Annotated in this window: 23 protein-coding genes; 10 read left to right on the top strand and 13 right to left on the bottom strand. The window is 65.0% G+C overall.

Translation table 11 applies throughout. The features are described from left to right. Positions 1-18 precede the first annotated feature (18 nt). Complete coding sequence (locus PVW49_RS02905) at positions 19-1,023, bottom strand: GlxA family transcriptional regulator (protein ID WP_274589851.1); 1,005 nt, start codon at positions 1,021-1,023, stop codon at positions 19-21. Between the two features lie 86 nt (positions 1,024-1,109). Between PVW49_RS02905 and PVW49_RS02900 the strand changes: the two genes are divergently transcribed. The 9 genes from PVW49_RS02900 (at position 1,110) to PVW49_RS02860 (ending at position 10,699) form a co-directional block, all read left to right on the top strand. Next, positions 1,110-1,766 carry a helix-turn-helix domain-containing protein gene (locus tag PVW49_RS02900; protein WP_274589850.1) on the top strand — a complete coding sequence of 219 codons (657 nt, stop codon included), beginning with the start codon at positions 1,110-1,112 and terminating at the stop codon, positions 1,764-1,766. A gap of 195 nt (positions 1,767-1,961) precedes the next feature. Further along, entirely contained in the window at positions 1,962-2,858 is an 897-nt protein-coding gene (locus tag PVW49_RS02895) for a class II glutamine amidotransferase (protein WP_274589849.1), read from the top strand. Between the two features lies 1 nt (position 2,859). Further along, positions 2,860-3,543, top strand: coding sequence for a GXGXG domain-containing protein (locus PVW49_RS02890; protein ID WP_274589848.1), 684 nt, complete (start codon positions 2,860-2,862; stop codon positions 3,541-3,543). Positions 3,544-3,553: 10 nt separating this feature from the next. Further along, positions 3,554-4,894, top strand: coding sequence for an FMN-binding glutamate synthase family protein (locus tag PVW49_RS02885; RefSeq protein WP_274589847.1), 1,341 nt, complete (start codon positions 3,554-3,556; stop codon positions 4,892-4,894). A 98-nt stretch (positions 4,895-4,992) separates the two neighbouring features. Beyond that, positions 4,993-6,351 (top strand): type III glutamate--ammonia ligase, encoded by a 1,359-nt coding sequence (gene glnT / locus PVW49_RS02880; RefSeq protein WP_074834668.1) that lies wholly within the window; start codon positions 4,993-4,995, stop codon positions 6,349-6,351. A 467-nt stretch (positions 6,352-6,818) separates the two neighbouring features. Continuing rightward, positions 6,819-7,799, top strand: coding sequence for a TRAP transporter substrate-binding protein (locus PVW49_RS02875; RefSeq protein ID WP_048530375.1), 981 nt, complete (start codon positions 6,819-6,821; stop codon positions 7,797-7,799). A gap of 68 nt (positions 7,800-7,867) precedes the next feature. Further along, positions 7,868-8,395 carry a TRAP transporter small permease gene (locus PVW49_RS02870; RefSeq protein ID WP_274564720.1) on the top strand — a complete coding sequence of 176 codons (528 nt, stop codon included), beginning with the start codon at positions 7,868-7,870 and terminating at the stop codon, positions 8,393-8,395. A gap of 11 nt (positions 8,396-8,406) precedes the next feature. Next, positions 8,407-9,690 carry a TRAP transporter large permease gene (locus tag PVW49_RS02865; RefSeq protein WP_048530372.1) on the top strand — a complete coding sequence of 428 codons (1,284 nt, stop codon included), beginning with the start codon at positions 8,407-8,409 and terminating at the stop codon, positions 9,688-9,690. Between the two features lie 28 nt (positions 9,691-9,718). Beyond that, on the top strand, positions 9,719-10,699 hold the full coding sequence (locus PVW49_RS02860; RefSeq protein WP_074834667.1) for an aldo/keto reductase: 981 nt from the start codon (positions 9,719-9,721) through the stop codon (positions 10,697-10,699). Between the two features lie 69 nt (positions 10,700-10,768). Here PVW49_RS02860 and PVW49_RS02855 read toward each other — a convergent pair whose 3' ends face one another. The 9 genes from PVW49_RS02855 to PVW49_RS02815 all read right to left on the bottom strand — a co-directional run bounded on the left by PVW49_RS02855 (position 10,769) and on the right by PVW49_RS02815 (position 20,104). Further along, on the bottom strand, positions 10,769-11,593 hold the full coding sequence (locus PVW49_RS02855) for a sugar phosphate isomerase/epimerase family protein (protein ID WP_274589846.1): 825 nt from the start codon (positions 11,591-11,593) through the stop codon (positions 10,769-10,771). Continuing rightward, positions 11,590-12,744: a dihydrodipicolinate synthase family protein gene (locus tag PVW49_RS02850; RefSeq protein WP_274589845.1), complete on the bottom strand. Its 1,155-nt coding sequence runs from the start codon at positions 12,742-12,744 to the stop codon at positions 11,590-11,592. Before PVW49_RS02850 ends, PVW49_RS02855 begins: the two co-directional genes overlap by 4 nt. Positions 12,745-12,754: 10 nt before the next feature. Continuing rightward, a complete protein-coding gene (locus tag PVW49_RS02845; RefSeq protein ID WP_274589844.1) occupies positions 12,755-13,906 on the bottom strand; it encodes a Gfo/Idh/MocA family protein in 1,152 nt (383 codons plus the stop codon). A gap of 267 nt (positions 13,907-14,173) precedes the next feature. Further along, positions 14,174-14,836, bottom strand: a complete 663-nt coding sequence (locus tag PVW49_RS02840; protein WP_274589843.1) for a TetR/AcrR family transcriptional regulator — start codon at positions 14,834-14,836, stop codon at positions 14,174-14,176. 35 nt (positions 14,837-14,871) lie between these two features. After that, positions 14,872-16,188 carry an enolase C-terminal domain-like protein gene (locus tag PVW49_RS02835; protein ID WP_274589842.1) on the bottom strand — a complete coding sequence of 439 codons (1,317 nt, stop codon included), beginning with the start codon at positions 16,186-16,188 and terminating at the stop codon, positions 14,872-14,874. Beyond that, the gene (locus tag PVW49_RS02830) at positions 16,185-17,015 is read right to left on the bottom strand and encodes a sugar phosphate isomerase/epimerase family protein (protein ID WP_274589841.1); all 831 of its coding nucleotides are present in this window, start codon (positions 17,013-17,015) and stop codon (positions 16,185-16,187) included. Before PVW49_RS02830 ends, PVW49_RS02835 begins: the two co-directional genes overlap by 4 nt. Beyond that, the gene (locus PVW49_RS02825; RefSeq protein ID WP_048530356.1) at positions 17,008-18,531 is read right to left on the bottom strand and encodes a tripartite tricarboxylate transporter permease; all 1,524 of its coding nucleotides are present in this window, start codon (positions 18,529-18,531) and stop codon (positions 17,008-17,010) included. The genes PVW49_RS02830 and PVW49_RS02825 overlap by 8 nt, the downstream gene beginning before the upstream one ends. Beyond that, entirely contained in the window at positions 18,528-19,001 is a 474-nt protein-coding gene (locus tag PVW49_RS02820) for a tripartite tricarboxylate transporter TctB family protein (protein ID WP_074834655.1), read from the bottom strand. Before PVW49_RS02820 ends, PVW49_RS02825 begins: the two co-directional genes overlap by 4 nt. An 83-nt stretch (positions 19,002-19,084) precedes the next feature. Next, complete coding sequence (locus tag PVW49_RS02815; RefSeq protein ID WP_048530354.1) at positions 19,085-20,104, bottom strand: tripartite tricarboxylate transporter substrate binding protein; 1,020 nt, start codon at positions 20,102-20,104, stop codon at positions 19,085-19,087. 506 nt (positions 20,105-20,610) lie between these two features. Here PVW49_RS02815 and PVW49_RS02810 point away from each other — a divergent pair. Beyond that, positions 20,611-21,543 carry a LysR family transcriptional regulator gene (locus PVW49_RS02810; RefSeq protein WP_082154407.1) on the top strand — a complete coding sequence of 311 codons (933 nt, stop codon included), beginning with the start codon at positions 20,611-20,613 and terminating at the stop codon, positions 21,541-21,543. A gap of 95 nt (positions 21,544-21,638) precedes the next feature. Here PVW49_RS02810 and PVW49_RS02805 read toward each other — a convergent pair whose 3' ends face one another. The 3 genes from PVW49_RS02805 to PVW49_RS02795 all read right to left on the bottom strand — a co-directional run bounded on the left by PVW49_RS02805 (position 21,639) and on the right by PVW49_RS02795 (position 24,239). Continuing rightward, positions 21,639-23,108, bottom strand: coding sequence for a biotin carboxylase (locus PVW49_RS02805; protein WP_048530353.1), 1,470 nt, complete (start codon positions 23,106-23,108; stop codon positions 21,639-21,641). A gap of 197 nt (positions 23,109-23,305) precedes the next feature. Continuing rightward, on the bottom strand, positions 23,306-23,659 hold the full coding sequence (locus tag PVW49_RS02800; protein WP_048530352.1) for a hypothetical protein: 354 nt from the start codon (positions 23,657-23,659) through the stop codon (positions 23,306-23,308). A 79-nt stretch (positions 23,660-23,738) separates the two neighbouring features. Further along, a complete protein-coding gene (locus tag PVW49_RS02795) occupies positions 23,739-24,239 on the bottom strand; it encodes a VOC family protein (RefSeq protein WP_074834650.1) in 501 nt (166 codons plus the stop codon). Positions 24,240-24,277 lie beyond the last annotated feature (38 nt).

Below are 24,277 nucleotides of genomic sequence, written 5' to 3'. Positions count from 1 at the left end.
CGCGAGGACCGGACGGGTTCAGGACGGGATCGGCCGGTTCCGTTCCACCCGGAACAGGTTGATCTTCTGCCGGTCCTGCTGCGGCGTCGCGCCAAAGGCCCGGCGGTACTGCCGCACCAGCGGCGCGGTGGCGCCATAGCCCACCGCCGCGGCAATGCGCGCCATGCTGTCGTTGGAATACAGCACCAGCTGGCGCGCGGCGTTCATTCGCAGGTTGCGGTAATAGCGCGACGGGCTCTGGCCGGTGGCGGTCTTGAAGTTGCGTTCCAGCTGGCGCGGCGACAGCCCCACCAGCTGCGCCACGTCGTCCACGTTCACCGGATCCTCGATGTGATCACCAAAGATGCGGATCGCCTCGGCGACCGAGGGCGGCAACATGTCCGAGGTGCTTTCGCGGCGCAGGGTCGGCACCTTTTGCCGCACCCCCTGCCCGCGCATCAGCGGATGCTGGAACCAGCAGGCCACTTCGGTGGTCACCTCCTCGCCCAGCCTAGCATCGATCAGGCCCAGCATCAGGTCAAAGACGGCGGCCGCCCCGGACACCGTCAGCCGGTCGCGGTCGATGATGATGACGTCGTCTTCGACCGGGAGATCGGGAAATTCGGCCGCGAAGGCCGCGGCATAACACCAGTGCACGCTGCATCGGTGCCCCGCCAGAAGCCCGGAGCGCGCCAGCGGAAAGACCCCGCCGCTGACCCCGCCGACACGAACGCCGTGACGGCTCAGGCTGCGCAGCCGGCCGTTTGACGGTCGCGGCGTCTCGAACCTGGCCAAAGGGCCGGAAAGCAGAAAGAGATAGTCGAGCTCCAAGTCGTCGGCCAGCGCCCGATCCGGGTCGAACCAGATATGCGCGCTGGATTCCACCCGCGCGCCGGTTTCGCCGATCAGCTTCCAGTCAAAGGCCGCCTGCCCCGAGATCTCGTTGGCCGCGCGCAGGGGCTCTATCGCCGAGGTCAGGCAGGACATTGGAAACCCGGGGAAGATCAGAAATCCCAAAGTGGTTGTACTTTCACCTCTGGTCATTGCAATATTCCTGATAGGAAACTTGTCGCGGGTCAAGTGGCTTTCCGGCGCTGGAATTTTCCGGTGGTGAAAATTAGGAAGGTGCGATGATACAGCAAAAACCGGACGCCGCAATGAACGCCAAGGCCCTGTCACAGGATCCGCATCGGGTCGGCGAAGACCGCGAAAAGGTTCTCGAGGTCGCCATCGGCCGCGAGGTCCGCGCCTTCCGCAAACAGCAGAACATGACCGTGGCCGATCTGGCCAAGGCCTCTGGCCTGTCGATCGGCATGTTGTCAAAGATCGAGAATGGCAACACCTCGCCGTCGCTCAACACCTTGCAAACGCTGTCGCATGTGCTGAGCGTGCCGCTGACCGCCTTCCTGCGCCGGTTCGAAGAAAAGCGCTCGGCGGTGCACACCAAGGCCGGGCACGGTGTCGAGATGGAGCGCGACGGCACCCGGGCCGGCCATCAGTACAACCTGCTCGGTCACATCGGCTCGAATTCCAGCGGCGTGATGGTCGAACCCTATCTGATCACACTGTCCGAGACCTCTGACATCTTCCCCACCTTCCAGCACGAGGGGATCGAGACGATCTACATGCTCGAAGGCGCGGTCGATTATCGCCACGGCACCGAGGTCTTCCGGCTGGAACCGGGCGATACGCTGTTCTTTGACGCCGATGCGCCGCATGGGCCGGAGGTGCTGGTGCGCCTGCCGATCCGCTACCTGTCGATCATCTCGTATCCACAGGCCAACTAGCCGCGGCCGCCCGCCCGGCACCACCGCTCCTGATCCCGGATTGCCCGCAAAGCAGGCAGACCGCCGAATTCGGCGGCATGTGGCTCGCTGTGTGCATGGCCCGATATTCTTTACAGGAAAAATTGTTTCTTGAAAGTTGATGCGCCCGGCTCTACCCGATAGGCTTCGAGTCAACCACAGGAGAGGGTCTGCGCCATGTGCGGAATCGTTGGATTATTTCTCAAGGACAGGTCGCTCGAGCCTCGGCTCGGCGCGCTTCTGACCGACATGCTTGTCACCATGACCGATCGGGGCCCGGACAGTGCCGGCATCGCGATCTATGGCGGCGAGGCGGCCGGCAGCGCCAAGCTGACGGTGCAATCCGACGACCCGCAGGCGGATTTCGCAACCCTGGCCGAGGAACTGGGCAGCGTCATCGACGCCGCGGTGAGCGGCGCGGTCAAAGACAGCCATATCGTGCTGACCCTGCCGGCCGACAAGGTGGCCGCGGCGCGCCAGGCGCTGCCGGAGCTGCGGCAGGGCGTGCGGGTCATGAGCACCGGCGCGGCGATGGAGATCTACAAGGAAGTCGGCCTGCCCCGCGACGTGGCTGCCCGGTTTGCCGTCTCGCAGATGAGCGGCAGCCATGGCATCGGCCACACCCGCATGGCCACCGAATCCGCCGTCACCACGCTCGGCGCGCATCCGTTCTCGACCGGCCTCGACCAATGCCTGGTTCACAATGGCTCGTTGTCGAATCACAACGCCCTGCGCCGCAAGCTGCGCCGCGAAGGCATCCATATCGAGACCGAGAATGACACCGAAGTGGGCGCCGCCTACCTGACCTGGAAGATGCAAACCGGATCGAGCCTGGGCGAGGCGCTGAAAAGCAGCCTGGAGGCTCTCGACGGCTTCTTCACCTTTGTCGTCGGCACCAAGGACGGCTTTGGCGTGGTGCGCGACCCGATCGCCTGCAAACCCGCCGTGATGGCCGAGACCGATCAATATGTCGCCTTCGGCAGCGAATACCGCGCGCTGGTCAACCTGCCGGGGATCGAGACCGCCCGCGTCTGGGAGCCTGAACCCGCAACCGTTTATTTCTGGAACCACTGAGATGCAGACATTCGATTTGGAAGCGCAAGACCTCCGCGCCCTGAACACGGCGCTGCACGCGCAGGCCGAGACCCTCAGCCAGGCCAACTGGGAAGTCGTGAACGCCAAGGGCAGCCACGCCATTGCCGTCGGCCTTGACGCGCCCATCGAGGTGACCGTGAAGGGCTCCACCGGCTATTACTGCGCCGGGATGAACAGCCAGGCCAAGGTGCACGTCCACGGCTCGGCCGGGCCGGGCGTGGCCGAGAACATGATGTCGGGCACGGTCATCGTCGAGGGCGACGCCAGCCAGTACGCCGGGGCCACCGGCCACGGCGGGCTCTTGGTGATCAAGGGCAATGCAAGCTCGCGCTGCGGAATCTCGATGAAAGGGATCGACATCGTGGTGCATGGCAACATCGGCCACATGTCGGCCTTCATGGCGCAATCCGGCAATCTCGTGGTGCTGGGGGATGCCGGTGACGCGCTGGGGGATTCACTCTACGAGGCGCGGCTCTTCGTGCGCGGCGGAGTCAAGAGCCTCGGCGCCGATTGCATCGAGAAGGAGATGCGCCCCGAGCATCTGCAAATCCTGGCCGACCTGCTGGAACGCGCCGGAGCCGACGCCAAACCGGAAGAGTTCAAACGCTATGGCTCGGCCCGCAAGCTCTACAATTTCGACGTCGACAACGCGTCCGCGTATTGAGGAGATGGACATGAAAGATCAGACAATCGACACCCTCCCGCGGACCGAGCCGATCCAGTCGGCGACCTTCTCGAATTCGGTCAACGCCGAGATCCGCCGCGCCGCGCATACCGGCATCTACGACATCCGCGGCGGCGGCGCGAAGCGGCGGGTGCCGCATTTCGACGACCTGCTGTTCCTCGGAGCCTCGATCTCGCGCTACCCGCTCGAAGGCTACCGCGAGACCTGCGAAACCAGGGTGACGCTGGGCACCCGGTTCGCCAAGACCCCCATCGAGCTGGACATTCCGGTGACCATCGCCGGCATGAGTTTCGGCGCGCTCTCCGGCCCCGCCAAGGAAGCGCTCGGCCGGGGCGCCAGCGCCGCCGGCACCTCGACCACCACCGGCGACGGCGGCATGACCGAGGAAGAGCGCGGCCATTCCAGCAAGCTTGTCTATCAGTACCTGCCCTCGCGCTACGGCATGAACCCGCGCGACCTGCGCCGGGCCGACGCCATCGAGATCGTCGTGGGCCAGGGCGCCAAGCCCGGTGGCGGCGGCATGCTGCTCGGTCAGAAGATCTCCGACCGCGTGGCCGGCATGCGCAACCTGCCCACGGGCATCGACCAGCGTTCGGCCTGCCGACACCCGGATTGGACCGGGCCGGATGACCTGGAGATCAAGATCCTCGAGATCCGCGAGATTACCGGCTGGAAGGTGCCGATCTACGTCAAGATCGGCGGCACGCGGCCCTATTATGACACCACCCTGGCGATCAAGGCAGGTGCCGATGTGGTTGTGCTCGACGGCATGCAGGGCGGCACCGCCGCGACCCAGGACGTGTTTATCGAACATGTCGGCCTGCCGACGCTGGCCTGCATCCGCCCGGCCGTTCAGGCGCTTCAGGATCAGGGGCTGCACCGCGAGGTGCAGCTGGTGGTTTCGGGCGGTATCCGCACCGGCGCCGATGTGGCCAAGGCCATTGCGCTGGGGGCCGATGCGGTCGCCATCGGCACCGCCGCGCTGGTGGCCCTGGGCGACAACGACCCGAAATGGGAGGCCGAATACCAGAAGATGGGCACCACCACCGGCGCCTATGACGACTGGCACGAAGGCCGCGACCCGGCCGGCATCACCACCCAGGACCCCGAGCTGATGGCGCGGTTTGACCCGATCGAGGGCGGCCGGCGGCTGAAGAACTATCTCAAGGTACTGACCCTGGAGGCCCAGACCATCGCCCGGGCCTGCGGCCACAACCATCTGCACAACCTGGAACCGGAAGACCTCTGCGCGCTGACCATGGAGGCGGCGGCCATGGCCAGGGTGCCACTGGCCGGCACCGATTGGTGGCCCGGCAAGGCGGGGTTCTGACATACGACGGCGCGGCTCCCGACGGGGCCGCGCCGTTTCGCAAGAGGATGCAGGGGGAGACCCCCGCGCCACATACCGACAGAGAGGAACACGACCACATGCCCAGAGATCAAGTGGCGCCCGACGCCCGGACCGACCTTGCCGCCTTTGCTGCCGCGCGCGACATCAAGTATTTCATGATTTCCTTCACCGATCTGTTCGGCGGCCAACGGGCCAAGCTGGTGCCCGCCGCGGCGATTGCCGACATGCAGCAGGACGGCGCAGGCTTCGCCGGCTTTGCCACCCATCTCGACATGACGCCGGCCCACCCCGACATGCTGGCGGTGCCGGACCCCGCATCGGTGATCCAGCTTCCGTGGAAACCCGAGGTCGCCTGGGTCGCCGCCAATTGCGTGATGGAAGGCCAGGACGTGGCCCAGGCGCCGCGCAACGTGCTGCGCCGGCTGATTGCCGAGGCCGCCGACGCGGGCCTGCACGTCAAGACCGGCATCGAGGCCGAGTTCTTCCTGCTGACCCCGGACGGCGCCCAGATCAGCGACGAGTACGACACCGCCGACAAGCCCTGTTATGACCAGCAGGCGGTGATGCGGCGCTATGACGTGGTGCGCGAAATCTGCGATTACATGCTGGAAATGGGCTGGGGCCCCTACCAGAACGACCACGAGGACGCCAACGGCCAGTTCGAGATGAACTGGGAGTTCGATGACGTCCTGAAGACCGCCGACAAGCATTCCTTCTTCAAGTTCATGACCAAGTCGGTGGCCGAGAAACACGGCTTCCGCGCCACTTTCATGCCCAAGCCCGTCGAGGGGCTGACCGGCAACGGCTGTCACGCGCATATTTCGGTCTGGGACGCGCCGGGCGAGCACTCCAGGACCAATGTCTTTGCCGGCGAGAAAGGCGACAGCCCGACCGCCGAGCTGGGCCTGTCGGAACAGGGCAAGCACTTCCTCGGCGGCATCATGAAACACGCCAGCGCCCTGGCCGCGATCACCAATCCGACGGTCAACAGCTACAAGCGCATCAACGCGCCGCGCACCATGTCGGGCGCGACCTGGGCGCCCAACACGGTGACCTGGACCGGCAACAACCGCACCCATATGGTGCGCGTCCCCGGGCCCGGCCGCTTCGAGCTGCGGCTGCCTGACGGGGCTGCGAATCCCTATCTGTTGCAGGCGGTGATCATTGCCGCCGGCCTCAGCGGCCTGCGGACTCAGGCCGATCCCGGCAAGCGGTACGACATTGACATGTATGCCGAGGGCCACAAGGTTCGCGGCGCGCCGAAACTGCCGCTCAACATGCTCGATGCCCTGCGCGGCTATGACAAGGACAAGGACCTGAAGTCGATGATGGGGGAGGAATTTTCGGCCGCCTTTCTCAAGCTGAAGCGCGAGGAGTGGAATTCCTTCGTGTCGCATTTCTCGCAGTGGGAAAAAACCCATACGCTGGACATCTGAAGCCCGACCGCGGGGGCCGTTGGCCGGCAGCCTCGACATGACCCCGCCCCGGACCCCGATCCGGGGCCTCCCGGTCCCTGTAGCATGGGACCCCGGATCGGGGTCCGGGGCGGACAATGTCCGGTGCCGCCGGGCCGCGCCGCAGGCTCGTTCCGACGCATGAAAACTTTTCTCTTGACTTAACTGGGATACTAGTACTCTTTAGGAGCCAGAAGAACACGCCGGCCGCGCGCCCCGGGAGAGAACGGGCGCCGGTTCGGCGGAAACCAACGGATGTGACAAAGGGAGGACCGCGGCCCGCGAGACCGGAGCGACCCGGCAAACCGATCACCGGTTTCCACCAGGGTCCGCCGCCTGCGCGCCGCAGCAGATCGCAGGTCTGATCCCGGCCCCGGGCGATGCCTGTTGCCGGACATGCGTCACAGGCCAATCCATTCAACTGGTTACGACATCCAAGGGAGGACACCATGTACCAGAAATTCACCACCACGCTCATCGGTGCGGCTGCGGCCGTCGCCCTGCTCGGCACCGCTGCCACGGCCGAAACCTGGCGCGCCTGGAACATCCACAGCGAAGGCCACCCCAACACCGCCGCGATGGACCGTTTTGCCGAGCTGGTGGAAGAGAAGACCGACGGCGAAGTCACCATCGAGGTGTTCCACGGCGGCGTTCTGGGCAGCCAGCCCGACGCGCTCGAGCAGGTGCGCCTTGGCGCCATCGAAGTGGGCAATTTCAACCTCGGCCCGATCGGCCCGATGGTGAAAGAGGCCAACCTCGTCTCGCTGCCCTTCATCTTCAAGAGCGTGCCGCACATGTTCCGCGTGCTCGAAGGCGAGGCCGGCGACATGGTCTCGGATGCCATGGGCCAGGCCGGCCTGCTGCCGCTGGCCTGGGTCGATGCCGGCGCGCGGTCGTTCTACACCCAGAAACCGATCAACACACCCGACGATGTCGCCGGTCTGAAGATCCGGGTGATGAACAACGATCTTTACACCGCGATGATCTCGGCCATGGGCGGCAACCCCTCGCCGATGGCCTTTGGCGAGGTCTATCAATCGCTGAAAACCGGCGTTGTCGACGGTGCGGAAAACAACTTCCCTTCGTTCAAGAACGTGGCGCATTACGAGGTGACGACCAATTACTCGCTTTCCGAGCACCTGATCATCCCGGAATGCATCTGCGTCAACACCTCGAAGTTCGAGGCGCTCTCGCCCGAGCTTCAGGATGCGGTGCGGGCCGCGGCGGAAGAGGCCGGCCTCTATCAGCGTGAGCTCTGGGCGGTGCAATCGGAACAGGCGCGCAAGGATGTCGAGGCCGCCGGCGTCATGGTCAACGAGATCGCCGACAAGACCCCGTTTCAGGACGCGATGGTTGCGGTCTATGACGATTACCTGGCCGCCAACCCCGACATGCGCAAGCTCGTCGAGATTGCCCAGTCGACCGAATAACGCCTGACCGACACCCATTCGGAAGCGCCCGGTCCCCTGCGGTCCCGGGCGCTTTTCGGGAGAATACAATGAACGATACCCCCGAACTGCCCCAGGGCCTGCGCGCGTTTGAACGTGTCTTCGACGCGATCGTCTGGATCTGCCGCGTCGTCGCCGGCGTGGCGCTGGTTGTCATGACCGTCATCTTCGGCTGGCTGGTCTTTGGCCGCTACGTGCTCAACGACACCCCCACCTGGGTCGAGCAATATGCGCTTTTGCTGGTGATGCTGATCGCCTTTCTCGGTGCCGCCGTCGGCGTGCGCGAGAACACCCATCTTTCGGTCGTGGCCTTCCGCACCCTGGTGCCGGCGCGCGTTCGCACCCTCTTCGTGATCTTCTCGGATCTTTTCATGGCGGTCTTCGGAGCGCTGATGCTCTGGTACGGGGCGCTGCTCACCCAGTTCAAATGGAATTCGCTGATCCCGCTTATCCAGATCAGCGAAGGCTATCGCTCGCTGCCGCTGACCGTCGCCGGCGGATTGATCCTCGTTTTCTCTCTCGGCCATCTGACGCGTGTCTTCCTGGGCCGCGACACACGCATCGACCACATCGAATAAGGGCAAACCCAATGGGACTCATGCTGCTTCTCGGGCTGTTTGCCTTCTGCGTCGTCATCGGCACTCCGGTGGCTTTCGCGCTCGGCATCTCGGCCATCGCCGCCTTCTGGTACGAAGGCCTGCCGCTGATGGTGGGCTTTCAGCGGATCATTTCCGGCATCAACGTCTTTTCGCTGATGGCCATCCCGTTCTTCATCTTTGCCGGCGAGCTGATGTTTCACGGCGGCATCGCCATGCGGCTGGTCCGCTTCGCCTCGGCCGCCGTTGGCGCGGTGCGCGGCGGGCTCGGCATCGTCAACGTCTTTTCCTCGATGCTCTTCGGCGGCATCTCGGGCTCGGCCATCGCCGATATCTCGGCGCTGGGCTCGATCCTGGTGCCGGTGATGAAGGACAAGGGCTATGACGCCGATTACGCCGTCAATGTCACCGTGACCTCCTCGATCGCCGGGATCATCATCCCGCCGTCGCACAACATGATCATCTTTGCCATCGCCGCGGGCGGCGGCATCTCGATCTCCAAGCTCTTTCTCGCCGGCGTCGTGCCCGGGGTGCTGATGTGCCTCTGCCTCGCCGCCGCGGCCTATGTCGTCGCGGTCAAGCGCGGCTACCGGGCCGAGCGCTTTCCGGGCTGGCAGGCGCTGGCCTTCACCTTCTTCAGCGCCATCCCCGGACTGCTGACGGCGGTGATCATTGTCGGCGGCGTGCTTTCGGGCGTCTTCACCGTCACCGAAAGCGGGGCCTTCGGCGCGATCTATGCCTTCCTGGTGACGCTGCTGGTCTATCGCAACATCACCTGGGCGAACTTCAAGATCGCGGTGTCCTCGTCGGTCAAGACCACCTCGATGGTGATGATCCTGATCGCCTGTGCCGCGGCCTTTGCCTATATGCTCACCTTCTACCGGGTGCCGAGCCTGACCATCGAGCTTCTGACCGGGCTGACCGACAACCCGATCCTGATCCTGCTGATGATCAACGCGGTGCTGCTGATGCTCGGCATGATCATGGACATGGCGGCGCTGATCCTGATCTGCACGCCGATCTTTCTGCCGGTGGCCAACAGCTTGGGCGTCGACCCCTACCAGTTCGGCATGATCCTGCTCGTCAACCTCGGCCTCGGGCTCTGCACCCCGCCGGTGGGCTCCTGCCTGTTCGTCGGCTGTGCCGTCGGCGGGCTGCCGATGGAAAAGGCGGTGCGCACGATCTGGCCGTTCTACATCGCGATCTTCGTGGCGCTGATGCTGATCACCTTCGTGCCGGCGATATCCCTCACCCTGCCGAGCCTGATCGGCGTGTAACCCAAAACTTCAACCTGAGGTATCTACTGTGAACCAGACTTTCGGAAACACCGGCCTGAAAACCAGCCCCATCGTTTATGGCTGCATGGGCGGCGCCGGCGCATTCGGCGCGCAGGAGGAGACCGACTCGATCGAGGCGCTGCGCGCCGCCTTCGATGTCGGCATCAACTTCTTCGACACCGCCGAGGCCTATGGCGCCGGCTATTCCGAGCAGCTCCTGAACCGCGCGCTTGGCGCGCAGCGCTCGGAAATCGTGATCTCCTCCAAGGTCGCGGAACAGAACGCCGCGCCCGACGACGTGATCACCGCCTGCGAGCGCAGCCTCAAGAATCTGGGCACCGATCACATCGACATCTACATGTTGCACTGGCCCAACCGCGACGTGCCCCTGGCCGAGACCCTCGGCGCGCTCAAATCGCTGAAGGACGCGGGCAAGATCGGCCATTACGGCGTGTCGAACTTCGGCAGCGCCGATCTCGACGAGGCGCTGGCGCTGGGGGAGATCTCGGTCAACCAGTTGCCCTATCACCTGTTCTACCGCGCCATCGAATTCGAGGTGCAGCCCAAATGCGAAACGGCCGGCGTGCCGATCATGTGTTATTCCTCGCTGATGCAGGGGCTGCTGGCGGGCAAGTACCGCTCGTTGCAGGACTTCCCGGTCAACCGCGCCCGCACCCGGATGTTCGATCATCGCAAATGGGCCGAGGTGGTGCACAAGGAAGAGGGCGCCGAAGCGGCCGGCCAGGAGCTGCTCGATGCGCTCTGGACGCTGACCGAAGAGACCGGGCTGAGCATGGAAGAACTGGCCATCGGCTGGCTGAAATCGCGCCCCGCCGTGGGCGGCGTGATCGTCGGCACGCGCAACGGCGAACAGAGCCGCGGGCTCAAGAAGCTTCTGGATGTGGAGCTGGAGGCTTCGGTGTTGCAGGCGCTCGACGGTGCCTCGGAGCCGCTCAAACAGGCACTTGGCGCCGATATCGACATGTGGGGCAAGGGCCGCACCCGCTAACTCCCCTGCCCCGCACTGTCGCCCTCTCTGCCCCGATCGGCAGGGAGGGCGTTTCTGTTGGGCGTGCCGTCAGATCGCCGGCAACGCGCCAACCATCGCTTTCAGCACATCGTCGCCGGGCTTTGTCCACCAGTTTGCGGCCGAAAAGATCTCGACCTCGACGAGCCCGTCGAAGCCCTGCGCCTCGACCATGCTGCGAAAGGCCGGGATGTCGATCACCCCTTCGCCCATCATGCCGCGATCGGTCAGCATGTCCTGCGTCGGGCTCATCCAGTCGCAGACATGGAACGCGAGCAGACGTTCCTTGCCGGCACGCTCGATCTGCGCCGCGATCTCCGGGTCCCACCAGATGTGATAGACATCCAGCGCCACGCCGATCCCATCGCCCAGCTGGTCGCAGATATCGAGCGCCTGGCCAGTGGTGTTCACGCAGGCGCGGTCGGCGGCATACATCGGGTGCAGCGGCTCGATGCCGATCTTGACGCCCTGCGTCCGGGCATAATCCAGCGTCTTCGCCAGCCCCTCGGTGACGATCTCGCGCGCGCCGACAAGGTCTTTCGACCCCTCCGGCAGCCCGCCCACCACCATCACCAGGCATTCGGCGCCAATGGCGGCGGCCTCATCTACGGCGCGCTTGTTGTCGTCGATGACGCCTTGTGTCAGCGCGCCCTCTGCGGTGTACCAGCCGCCCCGGCACAGCCCCGAAACGCCCAGCCCGGCGTCGCGGATCAGCCTGGCGGCCCGGTCGACGCCGCAGTCCTGCAACTTGTCCCGCCAGGGAGCGATGCCGCCGATGCCGTGGCGTTTGCAGCCTTCGATACATTCCTCGAGGCTCCATTGCTTGCTGACGGTCGCGGTGTTCAGCGACAGGTCGGATGCGGAAAGCGTTCTCATGCCGAGACCCCTCGTGCCTGAAACACCGGCGTGGCGCGGCGCACCACGTCCTCGGGGTCGGTAAAGAGCTGTGCCGCATTGGCCAGCCGGATCGCCTCGGCCAGATGCAGGGTGGAACGCGCGCTTTCCTGGCCGCCAACCATGGTGAAATGATCCTGATGCCCCATCAGATAGGCCATGAAGACCACCCCGGTCTTGTAGAACCGCGTCGGCGCCTTGAAGATGTGCCGGCTGAGCGGCACGGTGGGATCGAAGGCGGCATGATAGGCTGCGTCATTGCCCTCGGCGAGCGCGCTCAACGCCCGGCAGGCGGCCCCGGCAATCGGGTCGAAGATGCCCAGCAGCGCATGGGAAAACGCTTGATCGTCGCCCTTGATCAGCTCGGGGTAATTGAAGTCGTCGCCGGTATACATCACCACGCCTTCGGGCAGTCGGCGGCGCATCGCGATCTCCTTCTCGGCCGAGAGCAGCGAGACCTTGATGCCGTCGATCCTGTCGGCGTTGTCGGCGATGACCGAAAGGCAGGTTTCCATCGCCTGCATGTGGTCGGCGTCGCCCCAATAGCCCGCCAGCGCCGGGTCGAACATTTCGCCCAGCCAGTGCAGGATCGCCGGCTGTTTGAGGCCCGCGAGCACGCGGCCATAAACCCGGGCGTAGTCCTCCGGGCCCTTCGCGGCCTGCACAAGCGCGCGGCTGGCCATCAGGATGACGCGAGAGCCGGTGGCTTCGACCGCTTCGCATTGCATCTCGTAGGCCGCGATCACGTCGTCGATGCTGACATCAGGGCCCGGTATCAGATGGTCGGTCCCTGCGCCGCTGGCGATCAGCGCGCCTTCGGGCGCGGCGTCCATGCTGCGCCCGATCAGCTCCAGCGAGGTGGGCCAGTCGAGCCCCATGCCGCGCTGCGCGGTGTCCATCGCCTCGGCCACGCCAAGGCCCAGCGACCAGAGGTGCTGGCGGAAGGCCAGCGTCCGGTCCCAATCGACAGCAACGCCTTCTCCCGGGTCGACCTCGGCCAGCGGATCGGCCACCACATGGGCCGCCGCATAGGCGGTACGGGTCCAGGTGCCGCCCGGCACAGGGGTCGGGCCGGCGGTGATCTCGAGCGCGGCGGTGCCGCCACCGGGGGTGGGAAGGATCAATTGTGCCATGTCAGCCCCCTCAGATGTCGAGCGCCGGCACGTCGAGCCAGCAGCGCTTTTCCGAACTTTCGTAGCCCAGTTCCGCCAGCTGCACGCCCTTGGCGCCCTCTTCCAGCGTGTAGGACCACGGGCCATCCTCGACCACATGGCGCAGGAATTGTTCCCATTGCACCTTGAAGCCGTTGTCGAACACCGTGTTGTCGGGCACCTCCACCCAATCCTCGAAGAAGTTCATGGTCTGCTTCTGGTCCGGGTTCCAGACCGGCTTCGGCGTGTTCACCCGCGCTTGGCTGTAACAGGTGTGCAGCCCGGCCACCGCGCTGCCATGGGTGCCGTCGATGTGGAAGGTCACCAGATCGTCACGGCGCACACGGGTACACCAGGAGCTGTTGATATGGGCGATGATGTCGCCCTCGAGTTCGAAGGTGGCATAGGCGGCGTCATCGGCGGTGGCGTTGTAGGGGTCACCGTTTTCGTCCCAGCGCTCGGGGATATGGGTCACGGCGTTGCAGGACACCGCCTTGACCGGGGCGACCACGTTGTCGAGCACATAGCGCCAGTGGCAGAGCATGTCCGAGACCATGCCGCCACCGTCCTGCTTGCGGTAGTTCCACGACGGGCGCTGCGCCGCCATCCAGTCCCCTTCGAAGACCCAATAGCCGAACTCACCGCGCACGCTGAGGATCTTGCCGAAAAAGCCGCTGTCGCGCAGGCGCTTGAGCTTGACGAGACCGGGCAGATCGAGCTTGTCATGCACGATGCCGTTCTTGACGCCCTTGGCCTTGGCATGTTTGGCAATCGCAATGGCCTCGTCCAGCCCTTCCGAGACCGGCTTTTCCGAATAGACATGCTTGCCCGCGTCGATCGCCTTGCGCAGCAGACCGGGGCGCATCTGGGTGCTGGCGGCGTCAAAGAAGATGGTGTCATCGGGGTTGGCAAGCGCGGCATCGAGATCGGTGGTGTAACGTTCGACGCCGTGTTTGGCGGCCAGTTCGGCGATCTTCTTTTCGTTGCGGCCGACGATGATCACGTCGGGCACCAGACGATCACCGTCTTTCAGCAGCATGCCGCCCTGATCGCGGATCTCCAGAACCGAGCGGATCAGGTGCTGGTTCATCCCCATCCGTCCGGTAACACCATGCATGATGATGCCGATGCGTTGTTGTGCCATGGTCTCTTCCCTTGCTTGAAATCCCGCCGGGCCACCCTCTGACCCGATGTCCTCCACCCCGCCGCCGCACTTGTCCGATGCCAGGCGCGCGGCAGTGATTCCCTTTGCCTACCGGTTGGTAGCTCGTAAGTTACTAATTAGTAGGTTATGCCAAATGTGTCAAGCGCCGGCATGCCGCCAACCCGCCGATCCAGCGATTGGCGGAACTGGCTGAAGCAAGGCGCATTCTGGAAACAGGGTGAGATTACAACAGGCTGGCGCCGCGCATTACGGGGCGGCGGGTTCGACGGACTTGAGGTAGCCGATGATCATGCCGGCGGCCTTTTCGGCGTGGTCCTTCAACCAGTCCTCGCCGATCGGCGCCTGAAACACCACCGACAACGTATGCATGTTGGAGATCGGGAACCAGCAGACCGAGGCGATGAAGATATAAAGCTCGACCGGGGTGATGCTGGCACGGAACAGCCCGTCGTCATGACCGCGCCGCAGGATCTCCTCGACCCGCTGCAACAGCACCGACTGAATATCGGTGGCGTCGTCGAGGTCACGGATCGTCGCCCCGCCCATCAGATTTTCGGTGTTGAGCATGCGGATGAACCACGGGTTGCTCCAGAAGTGGTTCATGGTGAACTTCACCAGCGCGCGGATCGCCTCTTCCGGCGCCAGCGTATCCAGGTTGAGCGTCATCTCGCCCTGGCGGATCTGCACATAGGCCTCGCGCAGGGCGGCGGCATAGACCGCATCCTTGTCGCCGAAGTAATCGTAGATCATCGGCTTGCTGACACCGGCCCGGGCAGCAATGCGGTCAACCCTGGCGCCGGAATGGCCGACCTCGCTGAATTCCTGAAGAGCGGCGTTGAGAATGGCGGCGCGGGTCACCTCCGGGTTGCGCTTGCGGTCCTTGCGGATCGGGGTCACTTGCTTGGCCATTCATCCTCGTCACTTCTGGTCAGACGCACATCCTATCAGCCCAGTCCCGGCCGTGCCAGAGACCCGATCTCAACCGCGCCACCGGCAATCCGAAGCACTACGCGCCCGTCGATTTCCGCCAGCACATCGCCATGCGCCGCCAGCAGTTCCGCGCGCTCTGCCGCCGGTGCGCCCTGCAAGCCGCCGGCGAAATGGTGGCCGTTGCGCTCGACGTCGCGGACACCGCAGGCCGCCATCATCGCCGCGTCCTGAAGCCAGCAGATCCCCGGCTGGCAGGTCAGATCCTCGCCCGAGAGATGCGCACCCGCCACTTCGGCCCGCGCCTTGTTGAGAAGCGCACGCAACACGCCCTTGCAGCTCTTGATCGAGGTGCCGGACCAACCCAGCGCCAGCGCCCGGGCAAAGGCCTCTTCGCTGTCGTCGCTTTCGTCGATGATCAGCGGCAGCGGCGCCGAGACCGGGGTGTCCAGCGCGATTTCCCGGGCGAAGGGCTGTTCGACAAAACGGATCGCCGGATAAAGCCGGGCGAGCGCCTTGTCCCCCGCCAGCCCGCGCAGCAGACGGTCGAAATCCTCGGGCGCATATTGCTCGTTGGCGTCCAGCGTCACCGCATAATCGCCCCCCCGGTCGATCAGCGCCGCGATGCCGCGCAACCGCCTGTGATCGGCCTCGGGATCGCCCTTGAGCTTGATCTTGAAAGCGGCGATCCCGGTCCGGTCGATCACCTCTTCGAGCGAGACCGGCAAACCATCGTCGGGCGCTTCGGGCCCCACGTCCGCCCGCCACAGCGGCGCGTCGAAGCCCACCGTATGGCGCAGCACCAGCCGTTCGGGCGGACCGATCCGCGCCAGAGATCTCGTGACATCCTCGGGCGCCTGATCCGCGGGACAGCCCGCCGCGAGGCCAAAGACATCGGCCTGCGCCGCCTGCCAGAACGGCAGTTCCAGCCCCCGGCAAAGGGCATCGATCATCGCCATTTCCACCAGCGCGGGGCCAAAGCCCCGCGCCAGCCTGGGCACCTCGGGCAAGTCTTGCGAAAGCCGCGCGCGCAGCGCCCGGGTAACCTCCAACGCCGTTCCCGCCTGGCCCGGGGCCGCCTGCACGGCCCTGGCCACCACCCGGCGCAGCTCGTCGATGGTGTCGGCATTGCTCAGCGTGGGAGCTTTGTTGAACCAGCGCGGCACCATCAGCTGCGCCGCGCGCCCCGCGGCGCGCCGGCCATCGACCATGATTTCGACCCGGCAATGCGCTTCGGCGGTCTCGCGCACCTCGGTACTGCCGAATTGAAACGGCAGCCGCATCACCACCGGGCGCTCCGCGACAGAGGCAGAGAGGAGTTCGATGCGGGTCATGCGGCGGCCCTTTCATAGGCTTTCAGGGTGGCGATCCCGGTGGCGGCGGTGACGCTGGCGTCGATCAGGCAGCGGAACGGCTCGACGCCGACGGGCTTGTCCCAGCCCACCGCGCGCAAGGCCTTGATAATCTCGAAATGCGGGTCGTCGCCCATGCCCGGCGCGCCGCGGTTGGAGTCATTGGCGTGGATGTGGCCAATCATCCCGCCCGGCACCCAGCGCCGGATCAGCTCGGCCACCGGCGGCTCGGTCTGCCCGGCAGCGCTCATGTCGATCATGGTGCGAAACCCCGGGCTGGCGATCGCCTCGGCCAGCGCAAATCCGTCTGCCACGGTGTTGACCGTGTTGTCCTCGGCCCGCGACAGCGGCTCGATGCAATAGGTCACGCCGCGCGCTGCGGCCTGCGCGGCGACCGGCGCAAAGAACGCGGCCAATTGGGCGGTCAGCGCCGCATCCCCCATGCCCCCCGGTCGCAGCCGTTGTTTCGGAGAGCCGTGGATCAGCACTGCGCCGCCCAGATCGGCGCAGAGATCGACCAGCCGCAACAGGATGTCGCGCGCCCTGCCCTGCCGCGCCGGATCGGTGATCGACAGCTCGGGGTAGCCGCTCAGGAGCCAGTGCAGCCCGGTGACGCGCAGCCCGGCATCCTCGACGGTCTGCCGGATGCCGGCCACCTCGGAGGCGCTCAGCCGGTGCGGTGCTGCCCCCAGGGTCGCCGGCGCCAGCTCCAGCCCGACATAGCCCAGATCCGCCGCGATCCGGGCCTGTTCGGCCAGCGACTTGCCCTCTTCGGCCAGCAGCTCGTTGCAGAGCGTATAGTCAAGCATCGAGCCGCGCTCCGATCCAGCGCACCGGCGCCAGCGCCAGCCGCCGCACCACCGGCACGTTCATCGCGATCGACAGCAGGATCAGCGCCACGAACCCGGCCGAGACCGGCCGTGTGAAGAACGGCGCCAACTCGCCATCGCTCAGCGTCAGCCCGCGGCGCAGGCTCTTGTCGAGCAGATCGCCGAGGATGATCCCCAGCACCAGCGGCGCCATCGGGTATTTCATCTGCCGCAGGACAAAGCCCACGAGGCCGAAGAACACCATGATCCAGATGTCGAAGATCCGCTGGCTCAGCGCGAAGGTGCCGATCACGCAAAGCACGAAGACCACCGGCATCAGATAGGCATAAGGCACCTTGAGCACCTGCACGAAGGCCTTGGTCAGCGTCAGCCCGTAGAAGGCCATGAAGAGCGTGGCGATCACCACCATGGCGCTGATCAGCCCGATGAAATCCGGCTGTTCGATCATGATCAGGGGCCCCGGCCGGATGCCGTGGATGAAGAGCGCGGCGATCAGCACCGCCGAAGACGCCGAACCGGGCACCGCCAGGGTGATCGCCGGGATCAGCGAACCGGGCACCACGGCGGAATTGCCGGTCTCTGCCGCGATCAGCCCCTCATGGCTGCCGTGGCCGAACTTTTCCTTTTCCTTCGAGGTCTTGCGCGCGGCCGCATAGCTGGCCCAGGCGCCGATATCCTCGCCCACGCCGGGGATGATGCCGACCAGCGTGCCGATCAGCCCCGAGCGTGCGATGGTCAGCTTGTAGCGCCAGAGATCGACCAGATCGGGGATCGTCCGGTCGCTCTTGTCCTTCTTTACCGCCAGCTCGCCGGCGCGGTTCCACATCGCCGTCAGCACCTCGGCAAAGCCGAAGGCGCCGACCATGGCGGGGATCAGCGCGATCCCGGCGTTGAGATCCTGAAGCCCCATGTTGAAGCGCACATGGGCGTGAATGCCCTCCGACCCGATCATTGCCACCGCCAGCCCCAGAAGCCCGGCGATATAGCCTTTCAAGGGCGAGGTGTCGGCGGTGAGCTGACCCGAGATCAGAATGCCGAAGACCGCCAGCCAGAAGAACTCGAAGCTGCCGAAATTGAGCGCGGCCTCGGCCAGCGGCGGCGCCACCAGCACCAGCATCACGACACCCGCCAGCGTGCCCAGCGCCGAGCCCGCCGTCGCCAGCCCCATGGCGTAGCCGGCCCGCCCCGCCTTGGCCAGCGGATAGCCGTCAAGCGAGGTGGCCGCGCTGGCCGGGGTGCCGGGGATGTTGAGCAGGATGGCGCTGCGCGAGCCGCCGTAGATCGCCCCGACATACATGCAGACCAGCACCAGGATCGCGGTGGTCGATTCCAGCGAATAAGTCAGCGTGGTCATCAGCGCCACGCCCATGGTCGCCGTCAGCCCTGGCAACGAGCCCACGACAATGCCCAGCAGCGTCGCCCAGGCGGCGTGAAACAGCATCTCGGGTGTGGCCAGCGTGCCAAGCCCGGTGATCAGATCGCCCAGCCCGCTCATGGCAGCCGCACCAGAAAGAGTTTCTCGAACAGCAACGACGATCCCAGCGCCACCCCGGCGCCCAGCGCCAGCGCCGCGAGTACCGCAATCACCTGGGCCCGACGCGCGCCGGCCGGGGGAAAGGAAAACAGCAGTGCGAAACAAGTGGCAAAGACGAAGGTGGCCCAGAAATACGGCAGCCAGCCCACCAGCCCGAGCGCGTAGAGCGTGCAGATTGCCGCCGTCAGCCCCAATCGCGCCCAGGAACCGTCGGCGAGGACAAGCGCCCGACGCTGGTCGTCGGTCTTGAAGGACGACAGGAACAGCAGCGCCGCGCAGAGCGCCAGCAGCAGGCCGAGGATGATCGGCACCAGCCCGGGGATCGAGGCCGGGTGGATCTGTCGGATCTCCAGCCGGTCCATCGTGTAGCCGCCGACCAGCAGCGCCAGCCCGAGCAGAAAGAGAAGACCTGCCGTGAGGCGGTCGGCCATAGCCATAGTCATGAAATCACCTGTCGTTGTGCCGGGCACTTGGCAGTCCGGGCGGAGCATCTGGCCCCACCCGGAGTGTGCCCTTATTCAGCCGGGCAATCGATGCCGATTTCCGACGGGCTGACGACCGCTTCGCCGCGGGTCACCCGGGCGCAGGCCTCGGCGATCACCACCGGCATCGCCTTTTCAAGCGCGGCCTCGCCGTAGCTCGGCGCAAAGACGGCGCCCCGGTCGGTGGCATAGGTCTTGAGCGCCTCGCTGTTCATCACATGGTCCTGCCAGACCTGATCGACGGTATCATAGACCTCTTGCGGGGCACCCATCGGGATGAAAACGCCGAAGTAATCGGCCGCGACGTGGAAATCCGGGATGAAATCGGTGATCGGCGGCACCGGGTCGATGCCTTCGACGTTCAGCGCGGTATCCGACAACACGGTCAGCGCCCGCAGCCGGCCGGCGCGGATCATCTCGGTCTGTTCCACCGCCAGCTGGGTGGTCACCTCGACCTCGCCGCTCGCCGCGGCGATCACCGCCGGGTTGCCGCCGTCATAGGTGATCATACGCGCGCCCGACAGATCGCCCTCGGCGCTTTCCTTGATCGCCGCCAGCGCCATGCCGCCCGAGGAGTTCACCCCCGCGGTGCCAACCGTGACCGAACCGGTCTTCATCGCCTCGAGCAGCGCCGGGAAATCCTGATACGGCGCATCGGCGTTGACGCTGACAACCGGCACGTTGGCGACGTGCAGATAGATGTGATAATCCTCGATCGACGTATCCTCGATCAGCCCGGTCACCGCATAGGTCGCATTGTTGGCGATGGCATTGGCGGTCCAGGTATAGCCGTCGCGCGGCGCATCCAGCGCGGCCTTGGTGCCGGTCGATCCCGACGCGCCCGGCTGGTTGACCACCACGACCTCGGTGCCGAGGGCCTCTTCCAGAATTGGCGCAACCACGCGGGTCACCTGATCGGTCGAACCGCCGGCCGACCACGGCACGATGATGTTGATCGGACGGTCGGGCTTCCAGCTGTAATCTTGGGCGGCAAGCGGTGCGGCAAAGGCGCCTGCGGCCGCGACGAGCGCAATGGTTTTAAGGGCTGGCATGATATCTCCTCCGTTATCTACCATGTAGTAGGTTAGGAGTCAGATCGGGACCTGTCAAACCTTTTGGCGGCCTGGTGAAGAGAAACCATCGCCAAGATGCAGCGGCTGTGCCCCCGCGCAGGGGTCAGGGCGGTCCTGGCCCGGACCAGAGCAGCGCCTCCCCGCCCCCCCTTTTCTTGAGGCGCACCCATGGCCTCCGCCGCGAGCCGGAATTCCGAAACCCTTTTGCCGATGCCATCTCAAGAATCTCGCCGCCGCCGCCCAAAAAGGCTCGGACTCCGCCACCCCTGTTACTTTGCGGAACGCCGCGACAGCGGACCCAGCGTCACGGTTTTATTTGTCACACTCCTTGACTAAAGAGCCCAAAAAGTTAGCATATACGGTACTTGACGCATCATCTTGTAGGATACTGGGATACCTCCATAGGATTTTGCACACGCTACACGGGTACATTGCACGGTATTAGGCAGTCTTTCGAAGATCACCGCATCGACAGAGCAACGCACATGACCTCCCGCCTGCACTCCGACCTGAACTGGAACCTGCTGCGCATGTTCTACGTCATCGCCAAGGAACAGAGCATCACCAAAGCGGCCAAGAGCCTGGGGCTCAGCCAACCCTCGGTGAGCAGCGCGCTCCAGAAACTCGAAACCCAACTCGATTGCCAACTGGTCATCCGCGACAGCCGTCATTTCAACCTGACGGCGCGGGGCGACCGGATCTATCAGGAATGCCGCGACATCTTTCAGAGCGCCGAGCGCATATCGTCGCTGGTGAACGACATCGACGAGCAAGAGCGCGGCCAGGTCCGTTATCAGATCATCTCGGACCTGGTGTCACCGCTGCTCGACGAGCTGATGCGGCTCTATCACCAGCGCTACCCGTCGGTGGCCTTTCAGAGCGAGGTGAGAAACAGCCAGGCCATTGTGCGCGCGATCCAGCAGGACAAGGCGACCATCGGCTTCTGCCTGCTGGTCGACCCGCTGGTCAACCTGCCCTCGATCCGGCTGTTCCGCCGCGAGTTTGGCCTGTTCTGCGGCCAGACCCATCCGCTTTTCGGCGCAAGCTCGGTTCCGCTCGAGGAGCTTCAGCGCGAGCCGCTGATTTCCTTCGCCTGCGCCACCGACGGCCCGGATCTCGAGCCGGTGTCGATCTTGCGTGAGGGGCTGCACCTGAGCAACCGAATCAACGGGCTGAGCACCAATCTCGAAGAGGTGCGGCGGATGCTCGTCGCCGGGCTCGGGATTGGCATCCTGCCGCTGCTGTCGGCGGAAGAGGACATCCGGCGCGGCCTGCTGTGGCGGCTTGATATCGCAAACGAGCCGATTGGCGCCGATGTCTACCTGGTGCATGCCCCGAACGAAAAACTGTCGCCGCCCGAGAAGAAGTTCGTCGACATGGCGGAGGAGCTTCAGAGCCGCGACCCCGAGATCGCCTGACCCGGCCGGCGCCGGTTCAGCGCGCCATTCGCACATGCGGCCGCTCGGATGCCCCGGGCGGCCGCATGGTCATTCCTTCGACGCGCACGCCCGCGTCAGAACCACTTGCCGTCCGAAATGTTGTCGGGAATGGCGATCGGCTCCACCGCCGGCAGCGGGATCGACTCGAATTGCGCCTTGATGCCCGAATTCCAGAGTTTGGCCCGCCGGGTCAGATTGCGCCGGTCGGTCTGCATCCGGCCGCGCGCCAGAACACAGCCCAGATCGGCGCCGTGATAGCAGTAATCACCCGCCGAATAGACCCGCAGATAAAAGGCCTCGTTCTCATCGCCCAGCGACTGGACGTTGAGCGCCGGGCGGACGAATTCCGCACTGCCGTCGTCGGTCAGTTTCCAGATGCCCGACTGCGGCGCCTTGGTGATCAGCTCGACCTTGTCCTCGGTCTGCTTGAGCACCAGCTGGGTCCAGTTGTCGTAGTCGTTCCAGCGCGATTGCACCGCTTCGACATCGACCTCGTAATCGACGTCGAGATATTCCAGCAGGTGGAACAGGAACAGCGGGCAGCCGCCATAGGTCGAGGTGATCAGGTTGGTCGGCGGGGTGACACCGGAAACTCGCGGGTTCAGCTCGCCCAGGTAAACCTCGTTGGTGTCGGTATCGAGCAGGAAGTCGAGGCAGAAGACGCCCTTGTAGCCCTCCTTGTAGAGCCGGTCGCCAAACTTGCGCGCCATCTCGCGCACCTTGTCCGGCACGCCTTCGGGCAAGAGCGCCGGCGAGGCGTCATTGCCGCACCAGCCGCCCTTGTAAGGCGTGACCTCGGCAAAACCGGTGATGTCGGTCATCACCGGGCCGACGAAGGTGCCAAGCCGCGTGGCGCAGCCCTCGATCGCTCCGGGCAGGTGGTTGAGCCGCTTCATCACCTTGAGCTTCTGGTCGATGATCTTGGCGGAATACTTGTCCCAGTCCTTGCGCGACTTGATGAAGAAGGTGGTCCGGCCGCTGTCGCCATAGGGCGTCTGCACCACTAGGTCCGAGCCCAGCTTGCCCTTCTTGGCCAGGTCCATCAGCGCCTCGTAGCTGTCGGCCTCGCCCATGATGTTCGGCGCGCTATCGACCCCGGCCTCGTTGCCAAGCTGGGTGGTGACGATCTTGCTATCGAGCCGCTCGCGCAGCGCGGCAGGCGCCAGGGCGACCTCAATCCCCGCATCGGCGCAAAGCTGTTCGGTGGTCTCGTTGAACATCACGAAGATCGCCTTGCCGCCGGGGTTGGCCTTGGCCTTGGCGACGAACTGCGGATGGCTGACCAGGTAATTGCCCACGTCCTCCATCGACTGGAACTCGTCATGCATGATCTTGGTGGGCACGAAGGCGCGGGGATGGCTGCCATCGAAAATGTCGAAATAATTGATGAACTCGAGCCCGCCGACCCATTGATCGAGGCCCAGGAGAGAGTAAGGCGTCGGGGTGACGATATAGATCGGCTTCGTGTTCTTGCGAAGGTAATTGAAGATCTCGCTGAGACCGGTGAGTTTCTTCCTGCGGGTGCGTTTTTTGGCGGGTGGCATGTGATTCCCTTTTTTGATTACCCAAGCGTCCTCCAGCTCTAGCAGGATTCGCAAGCCTTGTGTTTTTATCCACAGCCTCGCCGTCTCTTGCAGCCGCCCGAAAAATCGCCACGGCGCGGGAGTCAGCCAATGTCTCAGCCGATTGGCCCGTCTGCGCCGCGCCGCGCGCCGGGGCAGTTCGGTGCGGCTGAGACGGCTCATTTCATTGCCGGGCCGCCCAGCGGGCCATCCCATTCCATCTCGACCGGGTCGATATCGTTGCGCACGTAGAAAAACCGAAAGCCCATGCCGCGCAGCCATTTCTCCAGCCGGTCGAGACTGGCCCATTCGCGGCGCAGGCCCCGGGCGCTTTCCACCAGCGCCCATTGATCATCCACCAGGAAATAGACGGTCCAGGTGTTGGGATGCTTCGACTGATCGGCAAAACCGCCGCCCAGCACCTCGCGGGCAGAGCGAACGGCAACGGGATAGTCGCCGATCCGCTTTTGCGACGCCAGATCGGCAAGATCGTTCTGCCGGATCGTGAAGGTCGGCGCCGGTGTTTCCTGCATGTCTGTCGCGATCTTGTCTGCTGAGGCTTCCACCCCGTGATACGGTGCGGATCACCGGATTGGCAACGCGAAGCCTCTGTCAGCCGACAACATCCGCAACTTCGACCGGCGCCGGGGCGGTCTCGGCCGTGTCGCGCAGCGCCTTGGCCCGCGCGGCGATCTCGTCGGGGCCGAGCGCCTCGATCCGGGTCGCCAGCGTCCAGACATGGCCGAAGGGATCGCAGATCGTGGCACAGCGCTCGCCCCAATAGGCCAGCGACGGCGCGGCCAGCGCCTGCGCCCCGGCATCGATGGCCGTGGCAAAGGCGGCGTCAACATCGGCGACATACATATGCTGCGCAACCGAGGCCGCGCCCGGTGTCGGCTGATGGCCATGCCCCGGCCAGCCGGCGGTGACAAACAGCATCGATGTGCCGATCTTGACGACGGCAAAGCAGGGGGCGTCCTCTGTGTCGCGGGCCTGAACGGTCGCGTCAAAGGCAGTCTGGTAGAAAGCCAGCGCGGCGGGCACGTCCGACACCGCCAGAGCGGCAGTCGAGGTGCGATAGCCGCGCGGCGTCACAGCGGGTTTCTTCGGCATTCGGGATGTCTCCACGTCAGGCGGACTCTTGTCCGTTT

This window comes from Marinovum sp. PR37, assembly GCF_028807375.1.
GTDB classification, from domain to species: domain Bacteria; phylum Pseudomonadota; class Alphaproteobacteria; order Rhodobacterales; family Rhodobacteraceae; genus Marinovum; species Marinovum algicola.
The sequence above is the reverse complement of the archived record's forward strand: the minus strand, read 5'-3'. Positions and strand labels throughout refer to the sequence as shown.